This window comes from Lentzea sp. NPDC037011, from assembly GCF_055607425.1.
Genome location: NZ_JBVJRT010000007.1, coordinates 435,302 through 458,509, shown reverse-complemented (window position 1 = coordinate 458,509; position 23,208 = coordinate 435,302). Strand labels below are relative to the sequence as shown.

Sequence of the window (23,208 nt, the reverse complement as noted above, 5' to 3'; positions counted from 1 at the left end):
TGCTCCGTGCGGAGGGGGTGGTTCAGGAGTCGGTCGCGGTACGATGTACGACCTTCAGGCTGGAGCCGAACAGCTGATGGGTCTCATCGAGCTGGGTTCGGGCTCGCTCGGCCGCGTCCTCGCGATGCGCGAGGTCCGCGTCCTCGTGCACGCTCAACTCCGCAGCCGCAGCGGCAGCGACCACCGCGGGTTGCATCGCGTCGAACGTGGGTGCGGCATCCGGGATGTTCGCCGCGTACTGCCAGAGCAGCCGCAGCACCGGTGCGGTCGGAGCGCTCATGCGCTCGACCTGGTGCGCGAGCGCGATGCCCACGCGGAGGAAGTCGACCCGCGCGCTCAACGGCCCGACCACCCGTCGTACCAACGGCCAAGTGGAGACGGCCACGAGACCGCGGGCGGGAACGAGTCTGTCGTAGGTCAGCGCGTTGCAGAGGTAGTACGGCCGGGCGTGGGGTGACGACCGGAACGATCGCTCTTCGTCGCGCTTCAGACTGGTGAGCTTGACACTGGTGAGGTCACCGCCGAACACAGCGGTGTGCACGGAGACGACCAGCTTGGGTGCTGACGGGACCGTCAGGAGCACGAGCGCCTGATGGACCTGTTCCCGCGCGGGGAGGATGGACCCGGTCTGCGCCGGTTCGCCCACTTCCGCGACAGGAGCGGTCAGCGCGGCAAGGGCGTTCTCCCACGCCTGTTCCACCCTGCGCAGATCAGCGCGCAACTCACGCGCCCGAACCGGATCACCCGCGGTCGCCGCGCGGCGCACCTGGGCACGCAACTCGTCGATCTGTCGCTCAAGGTTCTCCAGTGCCTCCGTCATGAACAGGACCGTACCATCATCTACCCAGTATCTCCCAGTATCCACCAGCATTGCATTTGCAATCACTGACGGGTAACGCTTTCTACCTGCTCTGACTAGATCAGTTCGATGTCGTCAACCACTTGGTCGAGCGACAGATCATTCGTTGGAGTGTTGGTCGAGCAGACCACTGAACGCGTTACAGAGAACCGTTGGGACTCCCTGAGTCAGCCAACGGACAGGCCTCCCACAAGCGCGTTCCATCAGACGGCCGACGGCATCGCCGCTACGTCGAAGAGGACGTCGACCGCGCGCCGTACCTGCAACGGCCCTACCTCGCACGGCTGAGCAGCCAGACGATTCTCGCCCTGCTTCCCTGGTGCTCGAGCACCCACCACCGACGACACCGATGCCGCCTTCACCTGCTGAGCGGGAAACGGGAAAGCTCGATAACCACATCGCCGAGCTCTCCCACCGTTGATTCGCTCGGCGAGCTGATCGCCGACAACCGCGCCTTACGGAGTCGCACACCTGGCGACCGAAGTGGACTCGCGCGACACCGGCTGACAACCGTGCTGAGCCCCTGGGCTCCTTGCTCAGCCAACTCCCGACAGCGAAGCCGATTGGTTAGCCTCCGGTCACCCGTGCTGGCTCTACGACACCCGCAACGCCGCGGGCTGGTATCAAGGGCACTTGTGAAAAAGACCGCCTTACCCGAACTTCGGCCGATGTCGTGGTGGTGGATCGCGCTCGCACTACTCAGCATGGCGGCGATCGGCATCGGCGTCCACGTCTGGGCGAGCAGCTACGTCCGAGCGACAGACCCCGCATCGGTGCGAGTCGACGTCCTGCGGTTGAGCTTGACGACTGCCGCCGGCACCGGCGGAGGTCTCGCACTCTGGCTCGCGTTCCGCCGTCAACAGTCGTCCGAGATCACCGATCGGCACACCATTCACGATGCCACCGAACGCCGGATCACCGAGCTGTACACGAGTGCTGCAGAACAACTCGGCTCCGATCAAGCAGCCGTGCGACTTGCAGGGCTGTACGCACTCGAACGGCTGGGTCGGAATTCGAACGACCGGACATTGCGGCAGTCGATCATCGATGTCGTGTGCGCATACCTCCGCATGCCGCTCCGCGAGGACGCCTCTTCTCTGGGGGCCAGCCGGCAATCCGAGCTTGAGGTCCGCCGTGTCGCTCAAAGGCTGATCATCCGACACGTCTACACGGTCGGGATATCGGATCGGGATGGCGAGGAGATCTTGAGCGAGGACTTCTGGCCTAACCTGGACATCGACCTGTCCGGTGCCTCGCTTGACGAGTTCGAACTGGTGTTCTGCGAGTGCCGATCTCTGACGTTGGACAGAGCGACGATCGCAAGGAGGATGGCACTCGACGGCACGAAGGTTCAAGAGAAGGTCAGCTGTGAGGGAACTAGGTTCCATGGCCAGGTTGTCGTCTCCGGGTTTGAGGCAAGGTTCACCAGTTTCAAAGGTGCGACGTTCGAATCGGGCATCTTCATGGAAGATTCAAAACCCGGTGCCGTGCTGAGCTTCTCCAGAGCGGAGGTACGCAGAAAGGCCGCATTTCAAGAGTGCTCGTTCGGTTGGGTGAATTTCTCGGATTGGACGCGCGAGGACGCCGATGTCAAGTTCAAAGACTGTACCGTAGTGGTGGACCCAGACCGTGACAGCGGCCTCCCGGAGGGATGGACGGTCGGCGCGGTGATTCAACCTTCACCGTTCGGGTCAGAACCGTGGCTCATAAGGCGAATTGAAGCCGCAAGGGAATGACTACCGGAAGAGTATCCGTTGCGCTTCCTTCTATCCGAAGCACCAAGTTGCGCACCGCAGCTCAAACCGAACAGCAATGACGGTGCTCGCCCGCCACTGAATCGACGTCCGCTCATAAAGCTGAGCGTGCACGTCGGCCTTAGGCGATCATCAGGTCCAACCCCGCATCAACCGCGGAGCGCGCACGCCTTAGACGAGACAGAGCCGATGGGCCTTGGGAGCACGGAGTGGGAGCAGATTGGGAGCAACCCTGTGCGTTGAACGTACCGGAACGGTCCTCAATGGACATTAACGGACCCACGCTGACCTGCGGGAATCATGTTTTCGCAGGTCAGCGTGGTCTCGGTGCCATAGTTCACACATATGTAGTCCTCGGACTGACCGAGTTGCGCTCGGTAGAGCCAAGCCGCAGGTCAAAGCGTTGAACGGCTTCCGGTCCTTGACCCCCAGTCATGGCTTAACCTGCGGAGAAACCGAACCGGCAGGTCATCACGGTGCAGTTGGACGTGCTTGAGTGCAGCTCGTTCCTGTTGCCACACCTTGACTTCTCCCAATTTCCTCCCATCTTCCTCCCACGACAGATTCGTGTCAGCCCCGGCGTGCATCGAACACCTGTTCGCGAACAAGATGTCCGTCGTTGCAGACGGGCGATCGTGTCCGGCCGTCAAGATCACCGCCGCCGATCACTTGGTCTTGCTGGAGCTCCTGAGATCTTCGAGAATCTGGACCGCGGCACCCTCCACCTCATCGTTCATCGGCACCCCGGAGACCGAGATCTTCACCTCCCAACGCCCAGCCACGCCACGCACCAAGAAACCCTCGCCGTCGCGCGTCGCGACCTTGCACGACTGATCCGGCCCTTCGAACCCGTTGCCAGGGCACAGCATGTCCACGGACTGCGCTGCCAACTCCTTGCTCGGGTAGCCGATCAGGCCGACGAAGAGCACCTCGCGACCGCCCTGCACCGAGACCGTGCAGGTGTCGTCAACAGGTCCACGGGCGACTTCCGCGACCTCGAAGCCCTTGGCGACAACCGCGACCGGCTCCGGCTTGATCAGGTCGGCACAACCCGACTTGACCTTGTCCACGAGTCCAGCGGGCATCTCCACCACAGACGCCTTGTCCGCCGGCGTGTCGACGTTGCCGCACGCGGCGATGGTCATGAGCGCGAGAGCCGCCGTGGCCTGCGCGAACGCGGTCTTCATCTATTCCCCATCGGTTCGGCACGAACGCCACGAAGCACTCGCGATCCTGGTCTTCATCAACTTTCCGGCACGCCTCATACGCCATGTCATGCAAAGATCGACCGGCAATCCAGATGCACCGCGGAGCTGATCGATCATTTCACGCACTGCCCACCTTGCCGACCAGATGCTCCGCGACCAGCCCCACCAGCCACACCGCCGAGCGCGCCTCCGGCCAGCAGCAGGGAGTAGCCCGTCGGGCCGAGGTCCAGCAGGTCGATCAAGAACAGCACGAACACGGCCACCTGGCCGAGGTAGACGGCGTTGATGACCCCCGCGGCCGCGTCAGCGTCGCCAGCAACCTGTCCCGCACGATGTACCGCGCGCCAGCTCGTCGACCTCGATGGCGAGCGCGTTCTTCTCGACCATCACCAGTTGCTGGCTCCACGCGTCACCGCACAACGAGCACTGGTGCAGGCAACCGTGGCTCGCGTTCAGTCGCAGCAACGGGATCTGGCCCCAGTAGCCGTTGAGGTGGCGGTGGTCGGGCGCCCACGTGATTAGCTCGTCGGACTTGTCGCGCCGCACCTCCTTCTCGAGCTCGCTGCCGATCTCGGCCAGCTGGATCGGCTTGCGCACTAGCACGGCGTCGAGCTGGCCGCGGTGGACCAGGTGCGCGTCGCCCGCCTTGGCGAGCCGGGCCATGTTGCCGCCCAGCACGACGCGGCGGCCCGCCTTCTCGAGCGACCGGGCGACCTCCAGCGTGAGCCGGAAGTTCTGGGCCAGCGGGGACATCAGGACGAGGTCGCCGGGCACCGTGGCATTGTGGATCCGCTCGAGGCACGCCCCGGCCTCGACGAGCACCTTCGACAGGGTCGCAGACTGGGACTCCAGGCCGGCGGAGCGCACGAGCGACGTCAGGTGCGCCACCCAGAGCGGCATCTCCCGGAGACCGTCCTGCGGAATGAAGTACTCCGGGAAAGCGGTGCGGAAGAACCGGTCGTAGTCGGTGTACGCGGACATCTTCTCGTCCGGATCACGCGTAGTAGGAATGAAAGTTAAACGATCACAACGCAAATCACAGGCCCCTAAGATGCGCCGGAACCGATACTCCAAGTACCGACGCGCAGCGGAGCTCGATTCTTCAGGTATCCCCATACATTCACACGACAGCGACCAGAAAGGCGCCGCCCGACTTCCATCGACAACCACGCCCATTCGAGCACGTCAACCACACCCGAAAGACCGACCAACGAGAAGATTCTTCGGCCTGTAGACCCAAGAAGAACGCAGGTGAGCAACTCGGGAACAGTTGAACGCATTCAACTGTTCCGGCGTCCTGTTCAACTGTCCAGGCAGGCCGGCGGCGGCCATTGCGCCGCTCCTGGAAGACTCGGGTGCCATGAGGGGCGAGCACACTCCGAGGTGGATCGACAGCAGCCGGTTGCCGGACGACGTCATCGCGAAGATCGAGGCGCTGCGGCCCGGCGAGGACCTCTTCGTCGTCCGCGACGGCGTGCCGATCGCGAAGATCGCCGGGGCCACCAGGCAGACGCGGGCGGGAACAACCGGCTCCCCAGCGGGTTCCCTGGAGGCATATGACGACGTCACGGTCGTGGCGAGCGCGATGAAGCTGTCGTCTTCGGCGCGCAACACGCTGTCGAGCCAGCTCGGCCCGGACTACATCGTGCTCGACATGCACTCCGCTCCCCGGACCGCCGAAGTGCTGCTGATCCCACCGCTGAGCCCGCAGCTGATCGGATCGCTGCGCGAATCGTTCCCGAACGCGCGAGTGGTCATCGCGGAGGTCGAGGACCGCGAACTCGGTATCGTCTACGAAGGCCCGGTCCGCCGTCTCCTGGACGCCGGTGCGGACGTTTACTTCCCGCCTAGCACGATCCCGAAGCTGGCGCAGCAACTCGACCGCGCGGTGACCTATTTCAACCAGCTCGAAGCTGCTTCCGACATTGCGGTGCCGTTGATCATCGAATCGGCGAAGAACGACGAATAATGACGAGAACAACGGCTTCTGCCAGCTGTTAGCCCCCTCGGCCGCGAGCACGGGCAAGCTGCCCGAGAACCTCGTCGACGTTGCGCTCGGCGAGACAGCCGGCGACCCGGCTGCTCGAGTTCACCGAGGCGGCCGAACGGGCTGAGCGCGACGCCGACGAACGTAGGCGGTCACGTCGACATCGTTGACGACGAGGCGCTCGAAGTAGCCACCGAGGTAGATGTCGCTGCCGTAGCAGTCGACGATCTTCAGACCAGTCACCTCGCAATCGCGGATCTCGAGACCATCGAGGTTGCACAGGTGGATACGAGCACCGCGGAATTGATCACTCTGGGCGTATTCGGAAACCATCGAGGCAGTCTCGCTCAGTCATCACGCCCGCGCCAGGTTCGGCAGTGGCCTGAAGCGGGCCCGCCACGGAAGGTGAAGTACGGCGTCAAGATCGTGGCCACGGTGGCGTCATGAGGTGCGGTGGCGCTCACGCCCGCACACCGCCCCGGCTTCATACGCCCCGACCGGCCTACACCTGCAATGACGTTCCTTCGTCAGCTGGAACGTACTCTCCTGCCGCTGGTCGAGTGCCGAACAGGTCCGCGCTCATGCCGATGAGCGGACGTTGTGGTGCAACACGCCGGAGTATCCCGACGATGTGGGTGTGACGGTGTACTGAGCGTGGGGGTGTTGTGGTGGGTGGGTCGGCTCGGCGGGTGTTTCTGAGCCATACCTCCGAGCTGCGGAGGTATCCCGTGGGCGGGTCATTCGTGGATGCGGCAGAGCGGGCTGTGTTGCGGTTGCGGGATGCGCCAGTGGACATGGCGCATTTCCCAGCAGATGTACGGACCCCCGCGGCGTTGTGCTGGCAGCAGGTTGCCGACTGCGATGTGTATGTGCTGGTGGCGGGATTCCGGTATGGGTCGCCGGTGGTGGATCGGCCGTCGTTGTCGTACACGGAGTTGGAGTTCGAGGCGGCGACGGAGTTGGGTAAGCCGCGGCTGGTGTTCGTGCTGGATGAGGAGGCGGAAGGGCCGGGGCTGTTGTTCCGGGATCTGGAGTTCGGGGACCGTCAGGAAGCGTTTCGGCGGCGACTGCTGCTCGACAGCGGCCTCACGGTGAAGATCGTGAGAACCCCGGCGGAGTTGGACGCTGCTGTCGTGCATGCACTGACAAAACTGCAGGCCGTCACGGCGGCGGACACGGCTGATCTCCCGGACGTCGCGGTCAACGATCGAGGCGCGGTTCCGGCTGGTGTACGGGTGTGGAAGGTGCCCGCTCGAGTGCAGGGTTTCACCGGCCGCGAGGGGCTGCTGACGGAGTTGGCGGAGGCCTTCGGTGAAGGTCCGGTGGTGGTGCGGGCTATCGAGGGCATGGGCGGTGTGGGCAAGAGCAGCGCGGTGATCGAGTACGCCCACCGGCACGCCGCCGGCTACGACGTGGTGTGGTGGATCACCGCCGAAAATCCTGACCTGATCGCTCAGCAGGTCGCCGAACTCGGCCAAGCGTTGCGTGTGACTGAGCCCGGCGAGCCGGTAGCCGCGGTCGTGCCGCGGGTATGGGGGGCATTACGGGAGCGGGAGCGTGTGCTCGTCGTGTTCGACAACGCCGAGTATCCCAGCGCCCTGGCCCCGTACCTGCCGGGCGGACGAGTGCACGTGTTGATCACTTCCCGCTATCCGTTCTGGACGGGGGTGGCGGTGGCGGTGTCGATCGACGTATTCACCCCGGAGGAGTCCGCCCGGTTCCTGGCCCTCAAGGCGCCGTGTCTGACCGCTGGTGAGATCACAGAGGTCGCCGAGAGGCTGGGGCATCTGCCCTCGGCGTTGGATCAGGCTGCGGCCCTGCTCTGCGACGGCACCTTCACCCTGGCCGGCTATCTGGAGCTGCTGGATTCGCGGGGCCGCGAGTTGCTGGACCGCGGCGTCACCGTCGCCGCCACCGGTGACGCACCGACAGCGGTGGCAGCATCCTGGATGGTGGCCTTCGACGCGCTGCAGCCGCATGATCCCGCCGCTCTGCAGCTGCTGACCCTGCTGGCCTGGTTCGCCCCCGAACCCGTCCCCCTTACCCTGATCACCAGCCACCCCGACCTGCTTCCCAAACCACTCGCCACGACCGTCGCCGATCCCCTGGCCGTGGCCGACAGCATGCGGCTGCTGCGTGAACGCGCGCTCGTACGGGTCGAGGCCGACAACCTGCTGCTTCACCGCATCCCCGCCGCGCTACTCCGCACCATCCCCACACGCAACCCGGACCCGCACACCGCAACCACGAACGACTGGCCAGTCACTGCGGCGTTGCTGCTGCACCGCGGCCAGCCCGAGGATCCGTGGAAAAACCCCGCCGTGTGGCCGCAGTGGCAGCGACTACTGCCCCACCTGCTCACCACCACCGCACCCGACCGGCACGATCTCCTCACCACCCATCACGACACCTTCATCGATTTGCTCAACAGCATCTCCGACTACCTGCACACCAGCGGGCAACCCCGCCAAGCGCTTTCCCACGCCCAGTACGCCCATCGGCTTGCCCACAACAATCACTGCCCCGACCACACCATCACGCTCGATGCTGGCACGCGCCTGGCCACCCGCCTGTCGGCATTGGGTGAGTACCGAGCCGCGCACGAACTCGACGAAGACACTCTCACCCGACGCCGCCGCATCCTCGGCGACGACCACCCGACACCCTCACCTCCGCCAACAACCTCGCCACCCGCCAATGGGCGCTAGGTATGTATATGGCCGCGCGCGAACTCAACGAAGACACTCTCACCCGACGCCGCCGCGTGTTCGGCGACGACCACCCCGATACGCTGGCTTCCGCTAGCAACCTCGCCATAGACCTGTCGGCGTTGGGTGAGCATCAAGCCGCGCGCGAACTCGGCGAAGACACTCTCACCCGACGCCGCCGCGTGTTCGGCGACGACCACCCCAACACCCTCAACTCCGCCAACAACCTCGCCATAAACCTGTCGGCGTTGGGTGAGCATCAAACCGCGCGCGAACTTGGCGAAGACACCCTGACTCGCTCCGGCCGCATCCTCGGCGACGACCACCCCAACACGCTGCGCACCGCGCACAACCTCGTTGCAGTCCTGCGCAAACTCGACCAAACCAACCAAGCCGACGCTCTGCAGGCATGGATCGACAACGCCACCAACCCTTGACCACGCGAGCCACGCAACACCGCGGTAGAACTTTTGTGTTCTCACGAACATTCGGTCATGCCACCGAGCGTGCGGGCGTCACCGCGATCCTCCGAGCCAGTAGAGGGCGAGAGCGACGTCGCAGGCGATCTAGGCGTGATCATGCTGGTGAGCCAGATCGAGCAGGTCGTCGATCAGCTGCATGTAGCGATGGTATCGATCACGTGAGGAGGACAGAGTCCTGCCCAGAAGTTCCAAGCCACGGTGGGCTCGTTTGTCGTACACGGCCATTCGGTGTGGGGCGACGGCTACGAGCACCGCGGAGGCCAGGGCATCCCCTGTCCTGAATCCCGGAAGCGAACTCAACAGCCGGCGGCTTTGGAATGCTGCCGCCGGTGTCGACGCGCGCTCGTCACGCACCGCGTCCACAGCGCGCGCCGTAGTGGTGCGCACCTTGAGGTCCGGCAGGCTCATCAGCCGGCGCACCCACGAGGTGTCTGCCCGAAGCCGCTTCCACAACAGCAACGCGCCGATGTCCGACTGGCCAACGCTTCCCGCGGCCTGAACGCGCCGCTACCTCGACGAGCACCCCGTCGTAAGCGGACGCCACATGGCGCTCGTACGCGGTGCGAGCCCGTAGCCAACCGCGCCCAACTTTGATCTTGAGCACCGCCTTGATCTGTCACACCCGTCAGCATGCAGGGCAATGCCCACTCAGTTCGACAAGCCCGGTGCCTAACCATCCGCATCTGCCGATGAGCGGACACTTGAGGGGCGCGGGTGCAAGTTAACAGCGGAGAGACGTGGCGTTCGGGGCGTTGCGTGGCGGCGCTCGACGGCTCCTCCATTCGGGACAGCGTGTTGGTTCCTGCTGGCTGTGGGCGTATTCCAGTCCGTGGCCACTGCCAGACGGCACCGCTCCATTCAGCAGCACCGACGGCGATCTACCCCAAGACTGGCACCTCAGCACGCAATAGGTACCTCAATTCGATTTGGGACCGGCTGGCCATGCCAGCACGCCGACTATGATCATGTTCTACGTTCTGGCATTCATGATGCAGGAGAACAATAATTGACTGAAGGTAGTTATCGCCGGTTGCACCTAGTGCCGCGTAGAGAAGGTCCCTAAACGCAGAGACCTCACCCCAGAAGATGTATCTTCTGGCAGTCCCGTTCGTCGCCGAGCAATGCGATGGTTTGATACTTACCGTGCCAGGCTCGACGAACCATCCATCCCCGCACACCGCGAGTACAATCTCGTCGGGTGTCTGGTATCGCGTTGTCACGTATCGCGCATAGGGACCGATCCCCTCCTTGGCGCGAGGATACTCCCCCAGTACCGAGTTCTGCAGCCAGACTCGAACACCATAATCGGGAAAGTACGGTGCCAGAATACCACCCAACGCCGGGTCATCGGCCCATGCCACCAGTAGTTTCATCCTGGCGCGAGGGCCCAGCCTGTCCCAGCCCACCTCGTCGGCCCTACGATAGACCCTAGAAACTACCTGCGTGCGGACACTCTCCGGCATGCGCTGGCGATACCAACTACTGCCTGCGCCTCCATCGCTCGCGCCAGTGGAGGTGCGAGGCTTCTGGGCGCCGCCTACGTCGCGAGCGCCGTAGGCGACTGCACGAAGCGGCTCCTGGGCACTTTTATCCAATACCTGTTGCTCAGGCACCAGAACCTTTGACCCGCCGGTCGAAGTCTGGACGAGCGTTCGGCCATTGATGAGCTGCCAATGGCAGCGACCTTCCTCCGAGTGGTACATGATGAGGACGACCGGCAACGAGTGATTCGTCCAGTAGCTCACGTGGTCGTCGGATGGCCTGAACCACCATCCACCTGGGCCCCGATCCCGGAAGAAACTCTCGCCACTCTTAATCTGTAGAGCCAGCAGCTTTCCTGTGACGATCTCGCCGTCGACAACCTCAATATGAGCGTCGATACCGAAGTCCTCCGCAGACTGCTCACGAAACAGCCACCCAAGTTCCTCTTCGACGGCTAGCCTGGTTCGAGTCACACCGAGACTCGCCGACTTGGCCGACGGCTTCCGACGCATCATGTGCTCATCTTCGCAGGTTGCTCGACGAAAACGCCTTGCGGACTGTCGATAGTCACCGCACTACAGCCTCCTGCGGTGCGGTAACCATGGTCATCGTGCCGGTAAGCGGTCGTGACCTGTAGTGGCCCCAGCCGCAGACCTCCAGTTGGGACTGGCGGCGAAGCCTGGCGGCGTTGTATCCGGCTGAACTGGCGGCACAAACGAAGCCTCGCAAGCCGGCTAAGTCGAAACGGCAAGCACCGCAGCAGTACCTCTCCTGTGTCGCCATGAACGTCCGGTCATGCCGCTGATTATGCGGCCGAGCACAGGCAAGACAGCGCCAATGAGCCTTGGGAGCACAGAGTGGGAGCAGATTGGGAGCAACTCCGCGCGTTGAACATGCCAGAACGGTCCTCAATGGACTTGAACTGAACCGCACTGACCTGCGAGAGTCGCGTTTCCGCAGGCCAGCGCGGTATCGGTGTCATAGTTCACACCTAAGTAGTCCTCGGACCGACCCGACCTGCGCTCGGTAGAGCCAAGCCGCAGGTCAAAGCGTTGAACGGCTTCCGACCCTCAGTGACCAGATGTGTCCCCTGGAACATCACCTGGATGACCACCGCGCGAGGAACACCGCGATGTCACCACACTGATCACAGCCCAGCGCTGCAGGTGCACGATCCATGAGATCACCAGGCTCTGCCGCGCTCGGACAACGCCGTCACACGCCGACCGCGACCAGGAAGAACACCCAAACGGAGGGTGCAATTCGCTTGAGGCAACGCAACCCCATTTCGCCCCGCGCAAACCGATTCTCCCCAAATCCTCCCAAATAGCGGGCTACCGGCCAGTAAGGACCAATTTGGACAGTCACAGCAAGATCGAAAGTGACGGTCGCGTTCAGGCTGGCCGGGTCAGCTCACCGAGCACCGCAAGCGCTCGCGCCAGCACCGGCGAGTCGTCGTCCACCCGCACGGCGGCGGCGAGGTCGATGCGGTGCTCCCCGGTCAACGGCCGGTAGACCGTGCCGGTGACGCCCAGCTCGGCCACCGGCTCCGGCACCACCGCCACCCCGAGACCGGACGCCACGAACGTGACCAGGGTCGAGGTCTCCGACACCTCGTGCCGCACCCGCGGCTCGAACCCGGCGGCACGGCACAGCCGCGCGACGATCCCGTGCATCACCGACCGGCCGCCGGAGGCGTGCACGACCAGGTCTTCGGTCTCCAGGTCCGCGATGCCCAACCGGCGGCGGCGGGCCAGGCGGTGGCCCTCGGGCAGTGCGATGATCAGGCGGTCGCGGCGGACCGTGCTCAGCCGCACCGACGGGTGGTCGACCGGCGGGCGCAGCAGGGCGAGGTCGATCGTGCGGGCCAGCAGCGCCGCAACCTGGTCGGGGGCGAGCATCTCGCCGCGGAACGCGAAGTCCACGTCGGGCAGCTCCTCGCGCAGGGTGCGGGCGAGGGCGGGCAGCAGGCTGTAGGTGGCGGAGCCGACGCAGCCGACGACGAGCCGCCCCTCCATCCCGGCGGCGACGCGGCGGGCCTCGGCACCGGCGTCGTCCACGGCGGCCAGCACGGCGCGGGCGCGGTCCAGGTAGACGGCGCCGGCACGGGTGAGCTCGACCTTGCGGGTGGTGCGGCGCAGCAGGGTCACGCCCAGCTCCGCCTCCAGCTGCTGGATCTGCTGCGACAGCGGCGGCTGGGCCATGTGCAGGCGTTCGGCGGCCCGGCCGAAGTGCCGTTCCTCGGCGACGGCGACGAAGTAGCGCAGATGGCGGAGTTCCACGCATTGATACTCACAGAGTCTCAGCCGACGTGAAATGAGTATTTCCAGATATGGACGTGACGATCTAGCGTCGAGGGCATGACCGACGTCGTGATCTGCGCGCCCCTCCGCACACCGGTCGGGAGGTTCGGCGGTGCTCTGGCACCGCTGAGCGCCACCGACCTGGCGGCCACCCTGCTGAAGGAACTGGTTCGCCGCACCGGGCTGGGCGAGGGCGACGTGGACGACGTCGTGCTCGGGCAGTGCTACCCGAACGGCGAGTCACCCGCGATCGGCCGGATCGCCGCGCTCGACGCCGGGCTGGGCGTCGGGGTGCCGGGTGTGCAGGTCGACCGGCGCTGCGGGTCGGGGCTGCAGGCCGTGCTGTACGCGGCGGGCCAGGTCGCGACCGGTGCCGCGCGGGTCGTCGTGGCCGGTGGTGCCGAGTCGATGTCGCAGGTGGAGCACTACGCGCTCGGGCTGCGCACCGGCGTCAAGAGCGGCGGCGTCGAACTGATGGACCGGCTGGTGCGGGCACGCGAGACGGCCGGTGGCCGGTTCCACCCGGTGGCCGGCGGCATGCTGGAGACCGCGGAGAACCTGCGCCGCGAGTACGGCATCTCCCGCGAGGAGCAGGACGAGCTGTCGGTGCGCTCGCAGCAGCGGTGGGGCGCGGCGCAGGAGGCGGGCCGGTTCGCCGACGAGCTGGTGCCGGTGACGGTCCCGCACCGCAAGGGTGACGTGGTCGTCGACCGCGACGAGCACCCGCGGCCGGACACCACGCTGGAGGACCTGGCGAAGCTGCGGCCGGTGCGGCTCAAGATCGACCCCGAGTCGACGGTCACGGCGGGCAACGCCAGCGGGCAGAACGACGGCGCCGCGCTGTGCGTCGTCACCACGCGCGCCGAGGCGGAGAAGCGCGGGCTGCGACCCCTGCTCGCGCTCAGGTCGTGGGCCGTGGCCGGTGTCGGGCCCGAGGTCATGGGCATCGGTCCGGTGCCCGCCGCTGCCGCCGCGCTCGACCGCGCCGGGCTCACCCTCGACGACGTCGGCGTCATCGAGCTCAACGAGGCGTTCGCCGCCCAGGTCCTCGCCTGCCTGCGCGAGTGGAAGCTCGACCCGGCCGACGAACGGCTGAACCCCAACGGGTCCGGCATCTCCCTCGGCCACCCCGTCGGCGCCACCGGGGCGCGCGTCCTCGCCACTCTGGCGCACGAGATGCAGCGCAGGGACAGCCGCTACGGGCTGGAGACCATGTGCATCGGCGGCGGGCAGGGTCTCGCCGCCGTCTTCGAGGCGGTGCGGTCATGAGCCTGGACAAGGTGGTCGGCTCAGCCGCGGAGGCGGTCGCCGGCATCCGGTCGGGGGCCAGCGTCGCGGTCGGCGGGTTCGGGCTCGCCGGCATCCCGTGGTTCCTCATCGAGGCGTTGCTGGAGCAGGGCGCCAACGACCTCACGATCGTGTCCAACAACTGCGGTGTCGACGGTGCCGGTCTCGGGCTGCTGCTCGACCACCGCCGGATCAGCCGGGTGATCGCGTCCTACGTCGGGGAGAACAAGGAGTTCGCCCGGCAGTACCTCTCCGGCGAGCTGACCGTCGAGCTCACCCCGCAGGGCACGCTCGCGGAACGGCTGCGCGCGGGCGGTTCCGGCGTCGGCGCGTTCTACACCCCCACCGGGGTCGGCACGCTGGTGTCCGAGGGCGGCCTGCCGTGGCGCTATCACGCCGACGGCACCGTCGCGGTCGTCTCACCGCCCAAGGAGGTGCGGACGTTCCACGGCAGGGAGATGGTCCTGGAGGAGTCGATCGTCACCGACGCCGCGCTCGTGCGGGCCGCGGTCGCCGACCGCGCGGGCAACTGCGTGTTCCACGCCGCCGCCCGCAACTTCAACCCCGCGGCCGCGATGGCGGGCCGGTTCACCGTCGTCGAGGCCGAACGCGTGGTCGAGGTCGGCGAGATCGACCCCGACCACGTGCACCTGCCGGGCGTGTTCGTGCAGAGCGTCGTCGCGCTCACCCCGGAGCAGGCCGCCCGCAAGGACATCGAGAAGCGCACCACCCGCGCCCGCCCGGAGGCGAACTGACATGGCCTGGACCCGCGACGAGATGGCCGCCAGGGCCGCGCTCGAACTGCGCGACGGCGAGTACGTCAACCTCGGCATCGGCCTGCCCACGCTGATCCCCGACCACCTGCCGGCGGGCTCGGCCGTGACGCTGCACGCCGAGAACGGCATCCTCGGCGTCGGCCCGTTCCCCTACGACGACGAGGTCGACCCCGACCTGATCAACGCGGGCAAGCAGACCGTGAGCGTGCTGCCGGGCGCTTCGTTCTTCGACTCCCCCACCAGCTTCGCCATGATCCGCGGCGGCCACATCGACACCGCCGTGCTCGGCGGCATGCAGGTCTCCGCGCACGGCGACCTGGCCAACTGGATGGTGCCCGGCGCGATGGTGAAGGGCATGGGCGGCGCCATGGACCTCGTCAGCGGCGCCGGACGCGTCATCGTCCTCATGGAGCACACCACCCGCAAGGGCGAGCCGAAGCTGGTCGAGTCGTGCTCGCTGCCGCTGACCGGCCGCGGGGTCGTGTCCCGCGTGATCAGCGATCTGGCCGTCCTGGACGTCGCCGACGGGGCGTTCCACCTCGTCGAGCTCGCTCCGGGCGTGCCGGTGGAGGAGGTCGTGGCGAAGACGGGTGCGCCGGTGGTGGAACGCGAGCCGGCCCGGCCGTGACCGCACCGCTTCCGCGGCGCGTCAGGACTCGCGCAGCTCCAGCGCCGCCTCGATGGCCGAGGTGACCGCCTCGGACTCGGGCTCGGTCGTCGGCCGGAACCGGGCCAGCACCTGCCCGTCAGCGGACAGCAGGAACTTCTCGAAGTTCCACTGGACGTCACCGGCGGTGCCGTCGGCGTCGGCGTGCTCGGTGAGCGCCGTGTAGACGGGGTGGCGGCCGGGTCCGTTGACGTCGACCTTCTCGTACATCGGGAACGAGACGCCGTAGGTGGCCGAGCAGAAGGTCGCGATCTCCTCCGACGAGCCGGGCTCCTGGCCGCCGAACTGGTTGCAGGGGAAGCCGACCACGCTGAACCCGCGGTCGGAGTACTTGCCCTGCAACCGTTCCAGGCCCGCGTACTGGGGCGTGAGGCCGCACTTGGAGGCGACGTTCACGACGAGCAGCACCTTGCCGCGCAGGGGGCCCAGGTCGCCGGGTTCGCCGGACAGCGTGGAAACGGGGATGTCGTAGATGCTCACGGCACGAACCTATGTCACTGGTGCCTGACTCCACACGGCACTGGTCGATCTTGCTCCGCCGCACCGCCGTGACCTGCGGTGTCGGGGTTCACGGAAGAACGCGCGCCAGTTTCTCGCGCACCGCGTGCGCCTCCGGGAGGTCCAGCGCGTCGAACAACGCCTCGGCCCGCTGCCACGCCTCCACCGCCTCCGCGGCATGGCCGGTGGCGGTCAGCGCGTCGCCCAGCTGGTCGGCCGTGACGGCCTCGCTGTAGGAGTCGCCCAGCTCGCGGAACAACGCGCAGGCGCGCCGGTGGTGCTTGACGGCGGCGGCGTGGTCGCCGCGTTGCTGCTGCACGAACCCGAGGGTGCGCCGGGTGTGCGCCTCGCAGTCGCGGTCGTGCACCTCGTCCTGCAACCGCAACGCGGCGAGGCTGTGCTCGACCGCGAGGTCGAGGTCGCCCAGCAGTGCGTGGAACCACCCGGCCGCGCTGAGGCTGAACGACTCCCACGCGCGGTCGCCGGTGGCGCGGAACAGGGTCAGCGCCCGCCGGGCGTGCTCCAGGGCCGCGGCGGGCTCGGCGCCGCGGGCGTGGGCGACGCTGAGCGAGAAGTGCGCGATGCCCGCGCCGGTGTCGTTGCCGACGGCGCGGAACGACGTCAGCGCCTCGGTGAGCTCCTCGACGGCGCGCGGCTGGTCGCCCGCGACGCTGGTGCCGCGGCCGAGCAGCAGCGACACCTCGGCCAGTGCCGTGCGGTCGCCCAGCCGGTGTGCGGCGGCGAGGGCGGTGCGCTGCGTGGCGACCCGGTCGTCCCACTGGCCGACGCGGGTCAGGAAGGTCGACAGCACCCAGGCCAGCTGCCAGGCGTGCACGTCCCAGCCGGACCGCGCGGCCAGAGCGGTGGCGGCGAGCAGCACCGGGCGTTCGGCGGTGAACCACTCGACCGCGTCGTCGTAGGAGTCGATCGGCAACGGCGTCACGCCGTCGCACGGCGGGGCCAGGTCGATCGGCGGCCAGTGCGGCGAAAGGTGACGCTCGGCCGCGAAACCCGTGTGCAGGTAGTGGTCGAGCACCCGGCTCAGCGCCTGCCGGGTCTCCTCCGGCGCGGCCTCGGCACGGGCGAAGGCGCGCAGCAGGTCGTGCGAGGCGAACCGGCCCGGCGCGGGCTCGTCCAGCACGTGCGCCCTGGTCAGCTCCGCGAGCAACGGCCGGACGACGCCGGGGTCGGCACCGGCGAGCGCGGCCGCGGCGGCCAGGTCGGCGTCCGGGCCGGGGTGGGCGCCGAGCAGGCGGAACAACCGGGCGGCAGCGGGCGAGAGTCGGTGGTAGGACCACGACAGCACGGCCCGCACGCTCGACGCCGGGTCCCCGGCGTCGAGCGCGTCGAGGCGGCTGCGTTCGTCGCGCAGCTCCGTCACCAGCACCCCCAACCCGAACGCGGGGTGCGCCAGCGCCCGTGCCGCGACGACGGACAGCGCGAGCGGCAGCCCGGCCGTGAGCCGGACGAGGTCGTGCACCGCGCCCGAGTCCGCGACCCGCGCCGCACCGAGCCGCTGGGTCAGCAGCGCGGCCGCCTCGTCGTCGGTGAGCACCGGCACCGTGACCGGCCGGGCCTGCTCGGCCACGACCAGCCCGGTCAGCCGGTTGCGGCTGGTCACCAGCACCAGGCAGGTGGTCCCGCCGGGCAGCAGCGGCCGGACCTGGTCCTCGTCGAGCGCGTTGTCGAGCACGACCAGCACCCGCCGCCCCGCGACCCGTTCCCGGAACAGCGCGCTGCGGGCATCGAGGTCGTCGGGCATCCGCTCGGGCAGCACGCCCAGCGCGCCCAGGAACCCGCGCAGCACGACACCGGCCGCGGCGGGCGGCGCGGACGGGTCGAAGCCGTGCAGGTTCACGTGCAGCTGGCCGTCCGGGAACGCGTGCGCGTGGTCGTGCGCCCAGCGCAGGACCAGCGAGGTCTTCCCCACCCCGCCGGGCCCGCCGACGACGACCACCCCGCCGGCCACGCCGTCCAGCTCGGCGCGCTCCCCCTCCCGCCCGACGAACGCGGGCGGTGGCGCCGGCAGCTGGCGCGGCACCGCAGGCGGCGTGACCAGGGCGAGCGCGGCGTCGTCGGTGAGCATCTGCCGGTGCAGGCGCCGCAGCTCGGGGCACGGGTCGACGCCCAGCTCCTCGGCGAGCCGCACGCGCAGGTCCTCGTAGCACCGCAACGCCTCCGCCGCCCGCCCGTCCCGGTACAGCGCGAGCAGCAACTGCCCGGTCAGCCGCTCGTCGTGCGGGCGCTCGGCGACCAGCGCCATCAGCTCCGGTACCAGCGCGCTGTGCCCGCCCCGCCGCAACGCGATGTCCGTGCCGAGCAACCGGGCGGCGAACCGCTCGTCCGCGAGCACGGCGCGCTGCGCGGCGAACCAGGGCGTGTCGGCGCCGTCGAACGCTTCGCCGCGCCACAGCCCGAGCGCCTCCGCGAGCAGCCCTGCCGCCGCGTCGTCGGGCAGGTCGCGGGCCTGCCGCACGAGTGCGCGGAACCGGTGCACGTCGACGTGGTCCGGTGCGACGTCGAGCAGGTAGCCACCCGGCCGCCGCACGATCACCACGCCCGGCACGCGCCGCAGCCGGGCGACGTAGGTGTAGAGCGTGGCCCGCGCCCGGTGCGGCAGGTCGTCGTGCCACACCGCGTCGACGACCTGGTCGACCGGCACGACCTCGCCCGCCCCGACCAGCAGCACCGCGAGCACCTTGCGCTGCATCGCGGGGCCCAGGTCGAGCGGCCCGTCGCAGGACCGCGCCTCGATGGTTCCCAGCACGGCGAACCGGGTCCTGACACCGTTCACGCCGCCACCTTACCGAGGTGGTCACGGACCGTTACGACCGGACACGCTGCGCTGCCGTCCGCCGGTCCCCGCCCCGGCGGGTCCGCTCGCTGTATCGTCGCGTTTTTCACCTCGTACAGGTACTGGTGCATGACTGACGCCGATGACCGCTCCGGCCGCGACACGTCCGTCGCCGGTGTTGCTCGCCGCCTCTGGGGCGTCGAGCCGGCACCCGCGATCCCGCGCTACGCGGAACCTGGCTGGCAGCCCTCGCCCCACCCGATCGACCGGCCGTGCCCGCGGTGCTCCGGCGAGCTGCACGGGCTGTACCGGGTGGCGGGCAACGTCGGCAAACCGCGGCTGCAGGCGGCGGTGGTGTGTCCGGGGTGCCCGGCGTCGTTCAAGCTGAGCGACCTGCACCTGGCGCAGCGCGCGGTGCTCGGCGAGCTGCGGCCGGAGGCGGTGGCCCGGCGGCTCGCCGACGACGAGCGGTTGTCGAAGCTGGCCGTCGAGCAGTGGACCAGGCCCGCACCGCCGGAGCCTCGGGCGGCACCGGTCGTGGAACGCCCTCGGCCCACCGAAAAGCCCGCCGAAGAACCCGCCGGAAAACCCGCCGGGAAGCCCACCGGGAAGCCCACCGGGAAGCGCGCGGAACCGGCACCGCAGCCGCCCGCGCCACCCGAACCAGTGGCGACAGAGCCGATCTCCCCGGAGCCGATCGCCCCTCCCCCGCGGCGCACGTCGACCACGGTCATCGCGGCGAAGATCCGCCGCATCCTCGCCGACGCCGACGGCGCGGAGGAGCGCAGCCACCCGGTCGCGGTGCCGCTGGCCCCGGCCGAGGACGTCACCGAGCACCGGATGCTGTTCTGGTGCAAGACGGTCGACCCGGACCTGACCGTGCCGCGGCTGCCGGAGGGCACCGACGTCCGCGTCGTGTTCCCGGACGCGGACGGGTTCGCGGACCTGCGCGCCCGGCTGAGCGCCGCCGGGGTCCCGTTCCGCGCGGTGCCGCACTGGGTCGAGGAGGAGTGGATCAGCTCGGTCGGCGAGGACGCGCTGGGGCCGTTGCGGGTGACGCCGTCGCTGACCGGGATGGCGGGCATGGTCGCCGAACCGACGGCGCCGCTGACCGACGCCGGTGCACGGGCGGCGCGGGACGCGTTCGAGCTGCTGTGGGACCTGCACGAGCCGGTCGACCACGCCACCGAACCACGACCGGTGCCCGCGGCTGACCTGGTGCCGCGCGACTGGCTGCGGTTCCTGCCCTACTCGACGCTGAACCCCGCGCAGGCGCAGGCCTGCCCGTCCGTTGTGGACGGTGACGGGCACGTGGTGGTCACGGCGCCGACCGGTGCGGGCAAGACGGTGGTCGGGATGCTCGCGGTGCTGCGCAGCATCCTCGAAGAGGGGCGCAAGGCGGCGTGGCTGGTGCCGCAGCGGACGCTGACCGACGAGCTGGACCGCGAGCTGGAGACGTGGCGCGGGCAGGGGCTGCGCGTCGAACGGCTGTCCGGCGAGTACACCGTCGACGTCGAACGGGTGCGCGCCGCCGACCTGTGGGTGGCGACCACGGAGAAGTTCGAGGCGATCTGCCGGGCGTCGTCGCTGCAGACGGCGCTCGCCGAGGTCGGCTGCATGGTCGTGGACGAGATCCACCTGCTCGGCAGCGCGGGCCGCGGTGCGTTGCTGGAGGCGTTGCTCGCACGGGTGCGCGGGGCCGAGTCGCCGGTGCGGATCGTCGGGTTGTCGGCGACCGTGGCCAACGCCCAGGAGGTCGCGGACTGGCTGGAGGGCGACCTGGTCACCACGACCTGGCGGCCGTCGCGGCTCACCTGGCAGCTGCCGATGCTGCCCGCCACCTCCCGGCACGCCGAGGCGTCGCGGATGCGCGAGCAGGCGGTGGCGGAGCTCGTGCAGCGGCACACCGCCGACAAGGGCAGCGTGCTGGTGTTCTGCGGGTCGAAGCCGAAGGTCCGCTCGACCGCGCTGATGATCGCCGCCGAGCGCGGTGCGCCGGTGCACCTGGTGGGGCCCACCGACTTCGACAAGCTGGAGACGGTGTGCGCCGAGGTCGGGGTGCGGCTGCACTACGCCGACTGGGACGGCAAGCACGCGGCCGAGCAGGCGTTCCGGGCGCGCGAGGCCGACGTGCTGGTCGCCACGACCACGGTCGCCGCGGGCGTGAACCTGCCGGCCCGCGCGGTGGTCGTGCGCGACACGAAGATCGGCACCGACCCGATGGACACCGCCACGGTCATGCAGATGTTCGGCCGGGCCGGTCGCGTCGGCGCCGGCGAGACCGAGGGCTGGGCGTACCTCGTGACCGACGAGACCGAGCGCGCGGACTGGCAGCGGCGGCTCATGGCCGGGTACGCCGTCTACTCGCAGATCTACGACAGCCTGGCCGACCACGTGCTCGCCGAGGTGTTGCAGGGCCGCATCACCACGGTCGTCGAGGCCGAGGCGTGGTGGCGGCAGACGCTGGCCTTCGCCCAAGGCGACGAGGACGTCGAACCGGTGCACGACGCCGTGGCGTTCCTCGTCGAGAAGGACTACCTGGTGCAGCGCGGTACCACGCTGACGGTCACCGACCTCGGCCGGCTGACCGCGCAGCTGATGGTCTCCACCTACACCGGCGCCCGGCTGCGGCAGGTGCTCGGCCTGCTGCCGGCACCGGAGGACGCCGACACGGCGGAGGAAGCGCTGACGTGCGTGCTCGGCGTGACCGTCCCCGAGCTGGCCGACGCACCGGTCGCCGAGGCCAACCGCCCGGCCGTGGCCACCGCGATCCGGGCCCGCGGCCGCACCTCGCGGATCACCGACACCACCGCCGTGCAGGGCCTGGGTTCGTCGGCGAACGTCCAGCGCGGTGACCTGGCGTGGGCGGCGCTGCTGCTCGTGGCCCGCTCACCCGAGCTGTTCGCGGGCCGCAGCCGCCGGGCCGTCGCGGGCATCCCGCTGGGCTCCCTGCACCCGGTGCTGGAGCAGGCACCACGTTACCTCGCCTGGCTTGCGGCACAAGGACATCTGGGCACCGTGCACCCGTGGGTGGCGATCGTGTCGGCGGACCTGGACCGGCGGGTGCGGTGGCGTTCCTGCACTCCCGGCCGCGGCGCGGGCCGCCTGCTGTGGATGTGCGAGCAGATGGCGACCCGCGCGCACGCCAAGGAACTCGTGCCGGGCATGTGGCGCTCGGCGGTCAGCCGCGGTGTGCGCGCACCGGACTGGGCCCCCGGCCGGCCACCGGCGCACTGCCAGCTCGACCAGGCGTCCTACACCGCGTTGCTGCGCGAGCGGACCACGTCGGCGGTGCTGACGGTGAGCGCGCAAGGCGTTGCGGTCACCGGGATCGCGGGTGCGGCGGCGGTCGCGTGGACCGGCCGCAAGCGCACCGCGGTGACGATCACCAGGGCCACCACGGAGATCGGCTACCCGGTCGTGGACGAGGGCGACCCCGACCTGGGCGCCGCGTCCGGTGCCGCGGTGTTCACCCGCCGCGGTGACCACCGGGCCACGGGCTGGCTGGCGGAGTACGACCGGATCAGCCCGACGGTCGAGTCCGACGACGAACCCGCGCCCAAACCGGCCCGGCGCGGGCTCGGCCGGGTGCGCTGAGCGTCAGCGCCAGCCGGTGACGGTGACGTCGTCGCCGACGGCGATGGTGCCGGGCCGCAACACGGCCGCCTTCAGGCCGAAGACAACGCCGTCGGGCCCACGGCGGTAGGTCGCGAGCGTGCGCAGCGGTTCCGGTCCGGCCCGCACGCCCTCGTCCTGGTCGACCAGCGTGACGGCGCACCGGATGGCCAGCTCGCCGAAGCCGAGCTCCGCGCCGCCGACGGCCATCCGCTCGGCCCTGTCCTCGGTGCAGGGCTCCGGCCAGCCGCTGACCACGACGTTGGGCCGGAAGCGCTCCAGCGCCACCGGGTTCCCGCCGCGCTCGGCGATCCGCGCGTTCAGGTCGTCCACTGAGGACAGTGAGAGGACGTGCACCGCGGTCGGGTCCGTGCCCGCGGCGGCCCGAGCGGCCCTGTCCGGCTCCCGCACCAGGCGGACCGGCTTGCCGACGACCTCGGACAGCCACGCGGCCGCCTCGTCGCCCTGGTCGATCCCGGCGTCGGGCCACTTCTCCACCGCCACCGGCCGGGTGGCGCCACCCGTCACGACGGTCAGCACCAGCTCACCGGCGCCGGGTGCGCTGAGCTCCAGCTCCGCGCCCTCGCGCAGCACCCGGCCGCGGACGAGGGCCAGCCGCGGCAGCTCGCCCTGCCACTGGGTCGACCCGTCCACCCCCACGACGGCGAACAGCCGATCGCCCGCCGGCCCGGCCGGGGTGAGCTCCGCCCGGTCCACGGCGACACCGGCGCACCCCTTGATCGGGTACAGCGTCAACGCGTGCACGTGTGCCATGTGCGCCAACGTAC

18 protein-coding genes are annotated in these 23,208 nt (G+C 69.0%); 8 read left to right on the top strand and 10 right to left on the bottom strand.

Features of this window, described 5'->3' with window-relative positions:
* Positions 1-22 precede the first annotated feature (22 nt).
* Entirely contained in the window at positions 23-871 is an 849-nt protein-coding gene (locus ACZ7CH_RS24335) for a hypothetical protein (RefSeq protein ID WP_470374945.1), read from the bottom strand.
* A 623-nt stretch (positions 872-1,494) separates the two neighbouring features.
* Between ACZ7CH_RS24335 and ACZ7CH_RS24330 the strand changes: the two genes are divergently transcribed.
* On the top strand, positions 1,495-2,595 hold the full coding sequence (locus tag ACZ7CH_RS24330; protein WP_470374944.1) for a pentapeptide repeat-containing protein: 1,101 nt from the start codon (positions 1,495-1,497) through the stop codon (positions 2,593-2,595).
* Positions 2,596-3,278: 683 nt separating this feature from the next.
* On the opposite strand, the gene ACZ7CH_RS24325 is transcribed toward ACZ7CH_RS24330, so the two are convergent.
* Both ACZ7CH_RS24325 and ACZ7CH_RS24320 read right to left on the bottom strand, forming a co-directional pair.
* Positions 3,279-3,800, bottom strand: coding sequence for a hypothetical protein (locus ACZ7CH_RS24325; protein ID WP_470374943.1), 522 nt, complete (start codon positions 3,798-3,800; stop codon positions 3,279-3,281).
* A 324-nt stretch (positions 3,801-4,124) separates the two neighbouring features.
* Positions 4,125-4,802 carry a radical SAM protein gene (locus tag ACZ7CH_RS24320; protein WP_470374942.1) on the bottom strand — a complete coding sequence of 226 codons (678 nt, stop codon included), beginning with the start codon at positions 4,800-4,802 and terminating at the stop codon, positions 4,125-4,127.
* A gap of 421 nt (positions 4,803-5,223) precedes the next feature.
* Here ACZ7CH_RS24320 and ACZ7CH_RS24315 point away from each other — a divergent pair, with 421 nt between their 5' ends.
* Entirely contained in the window at positions 5,224-5,790 is a 567-nt protein-coding gene (locus tag ACZ7CH_RS24315; RefSeq protein WP_470374941.1) for a response regulator, read from the top strand.
* Positions 5,791-5,910: 120 nt separating this feature from the next.
* On the opposite strand, the gene ACZ7CH_RS24310 is transcribed toward ACZ7CH_RS24315, so the two are convergent.
* Positions 5,911-6,141, bottom strand: coding sequence for a hypothetical protein (locus ACZ7CH_RS24310; RefSeq protein WP_470374940.1), 231 nt, complete (start codon positions 6,139-6,141; stop codon positions 5,911-5,913).
* Between the two features lie 332 nt (positions 6,142-6,473).
* Between ACZ7CH_RS24310 and fxsT the strand changes: the two genes are divergently transcribed.
* Both fxsT and ACZ7CH_RS24300 read left to right on the top strand, forming a co-directional pair.
* On the top strand, positions 6,474-8,516 hold the full coding sequence (gene fxsT, locus ACZ7CH_RS24305; RefSeq protein WP_470374939.1) for an FxSxx-COOH system tetratricopeptide repeat protein: 2,043 nt from the start codon (positions 6,474-6,476) through the stop codon (positions 8,514-8,516).
* A gap of 8 nt (positions 8,517-8,524) precedes the next feature.
* Complete coding sequence (locus tag ACZ7CH_RS24300) at positions 8,525-8,953, top strand: tetratricopeptide repeat protein (protein ID WP_470374938.1); 429 nt, start codon at positions 8,525-8,527, stop codon at positions 8,951-8,953.
* A gap of 129 nt (positions 8,954-9,082) precedes the next feature.
* On the opposite strand, the gene ACZ7CH_RS24295 is transcribed toward ACZ7CH_RS24300, so the two are convergent.
* The 3 genes from ACZ7CH_RS24295 to ACZ7CH_RS24285 form a co-directional block, all read right to left on the bottom strand.
* Positions 9,083-9,406: a hypothetical protein gene (locus ACZ7CH_RS24295; protein ID WP_470374937.1), complete on the bottom strand. Its 324-nt coding sequence runs from the start codon at positions 9,404-9,406 to the stop codon at positions 9,083-9,085.
* A 470-nt stretch (positions 9,407-9,876) separates the two neighbouring features.
* Entirely contained in the window at positions 9,877-10,995 is a 1,119-nt protein-coding gene (locus ACZ7CH_RS24290) for a DUF4365 domain-containing protein (protein WP_470374936.1), read from the bottom strand.
* An 879-nt stretch (positions 10,996-11,874) separates the two neighbouring features.
* The gene (locus ACZ7CH_RS24285) at positions 11,875-12,762 is read right to left on the bottom strand and encodes a LysR substrate-binding domain-containing protein (protein ID WP_470374935.1); all 888 of its coding nucleotides are present in this window, start codon (positions 12,760-12,762) and stop codon (positions 11,875-11,877) included.
* A 78-nt stretch (positions 12,763-12,840) separates the two neighbouring features.
* Here ACZ7CH_RS24285 and ACZ7CH_RS24280 point away from each other — a divergent pair, with 78 nt between their 5' ends.
* The 3 genes from ACZ7CH_RS24280 to ACZ7CH_RS24270 are packed head-to-tail and all read left to right on the top strand — an operon-like array spanning position 12,841 to position 15,474.
* Positions 12,841-14,052, top strand: coding sequence for an acetyl-CoA C-acetyltransferase (locus tag ACZ7CH_RS24280; RefSeq protein ID WP_458431510.1), 1,212 nt, complete (start codon positions 12,841-12,843; stop codon positions 14,050-14,052).
* Complete coding sequence (locus ACZ7CH_RS24275) at positions 14,049-14,825, top strand: CoA transferase subunit A (RefSeq protein WP_470374934.1); 777 nt, start codon at positions 14,049-14,051, stop codon at positions 14,823-14,825. The genes ACZ7CH_RS24280 and ACZ7CH_RS24275 overlap by 4 nt, the downstream gene beginning before the upstream one ends.
* A 1-nt stretch (position 14,826) precedes the next feature.
* A complete protein-coding gene (locus ACZ7CH_RS24270; RefSeq protein ID WP_470374933.1) occupies positions 14,827-15,474 on the top strand; it encodes a CoA transferase subunit B in 648 nt (215 codons plus the stop codon).
* Positions 15,475-15,495: 21 nt separating this feature from the next.
* Here ACZ7CH_RS24270 and ACZ7CH_RS24265 read toward each other — a convergent pair whose 3' ends face one another.
* Complete coding sequence (locus ACZ7CH_RS24265; protein WP_360393191.1) at positions 15,496-15,993, bottom strand: glutathione peroxidase; 498 nt, start codon at positions 15,991-15,993, stop codon at positions 15,496-15,498.
* Positions 15,994-16,081: 88 nt separating this feature from the next.
* Positions 16,082-18,805, bottom strand: coding sequence for an AfsR/SARP family transcriptional regulator (locus tag ACZ7CH_RS24260; RefSeq protein WP_470374932.1), 2,724 nt, complete (start codon positions 18,803-18,805; stop codon positions 16,082-16,084).
* A gap of 129 nt (positions 18,806-18,934) precedes the next feature.
* Here ACZ7CH_RS24260 and ACZ7CH_RS24255 point away from each other — a divergent pair, with 129 nt between their 5' ends.
* Positions 18,935-22,402 (top strand): DEAD/DEAH box helicase, encoded by a 3,468-nt coding sequence (locus ACZ7CH_RS24255; protein WP_470374931.1) that lies wholly within the window; start codon positions 18,935-18,937, stop codon positions 22,400-22,402.
* Between the two features lie 3 nt (positions 22,403-22,405).
* On the opposite strand, the gene ACZ7CH_RS24250 is transcribed toward ACZ7CH_RS24255, so the two are convergent.
* On the bottom strand, positions 22,406-23,194 hold the full coding sequence (locus ACZ7CH_RS24250; protein WP_470374930.1) for an MOSC domain-containing protein: 789 nt from the start codon (positions 23,192-23,194) through the stop codon (positions 22,406-22,408).
* Positions 23,195-23,208 lie beyond the last annotated feature (14 nt).

Coding starts and splice junctions, on each gene's coding strand:
- ACZ7CH_RS24295 (WP_470374937.1), bottom strand. CDS start 9,406: ATGAGCCTGCCGGACCTCAAGGTGCGCACCACTACGGCGCGCGCTGTG.
- ACZ7CH_RS24325 (WP_470374943.1), bottom strand. CDS start 3,800: ATGAAGACCGCGTTCGCGCAGGCCACGGCGGCTCTCGCGCTCATGACC.
- ACZ7CH_RS24300 (WP_470374938.1), top strand. CDS start 8,525: ATGGCCGCGCGCGAACTCAACGAAGACACTCTCACCCGACGCCGCCGC.
- ACZ7CH_RS24320 (WP_470374942.1), bottom strand. CDS start 4,802: ATGTCCGCGTACACCGACTACGACCGGTTCTTCCGCACCGCTTTCCCG.
- ACZ7CH_RS24290 (WP_470374936.1), bottom strand. CDS start 10,995: ATGATGCGTCGGAAGCCGTCGGCCAAGTCGGCGAGTCTCGGTGTGACT.
- ACZ7CH_RS24270 (WP_470374933.1), top strand. CDS start 14,827: ATGGCCTGGACCCGCGACGAGATGGCCGCCAGGGCCGCGCTCGAACTG.
- ACZ7CH_RS24310 (WP_470374940.1), bottom strand. CDS start 6,141: ATGGTTTCCGAATACGCCCAGAGTGATCAATTCCGCGGTGCTCGTATC.
- ACZ7CH_RS24255 (WP_470374931.1), top strand. CDS start 18,935: ATGACTGACGCCGATGACCGCTCCGGCCGCGACACGTCCGTCGCCGGT.
- ACZ7CH_RS24335 (WP_470374945.1), bottom strand. CDS start 871: ATGCTGGTGGATACTGGGAGATACTGGGTAGATGATGGTACGGTCCTG.
- ACZ7CH_RS24250 (WP_470374930.1), bottom strand. CDS start 23,194: ATGGCACACGTGCACGCGTTGACGCTGTACCCGATCAAGGGGTGCGCC.
- ACZ7CH_RS24280 (WP_458431510.1), top strand. CDS start 12,841: ATGACCGACGTCGTGATCTGCGCGCCCCTCCGCACACCGGTCGGGAGG.
- ACZ7CH_RS24275 (WP_470374934.1), top strand. CDS start 14,049: ATGAGCCTGGACAAGGTGGTCGGCTCAGCCGCGGAGGCGGTCGCCGGC.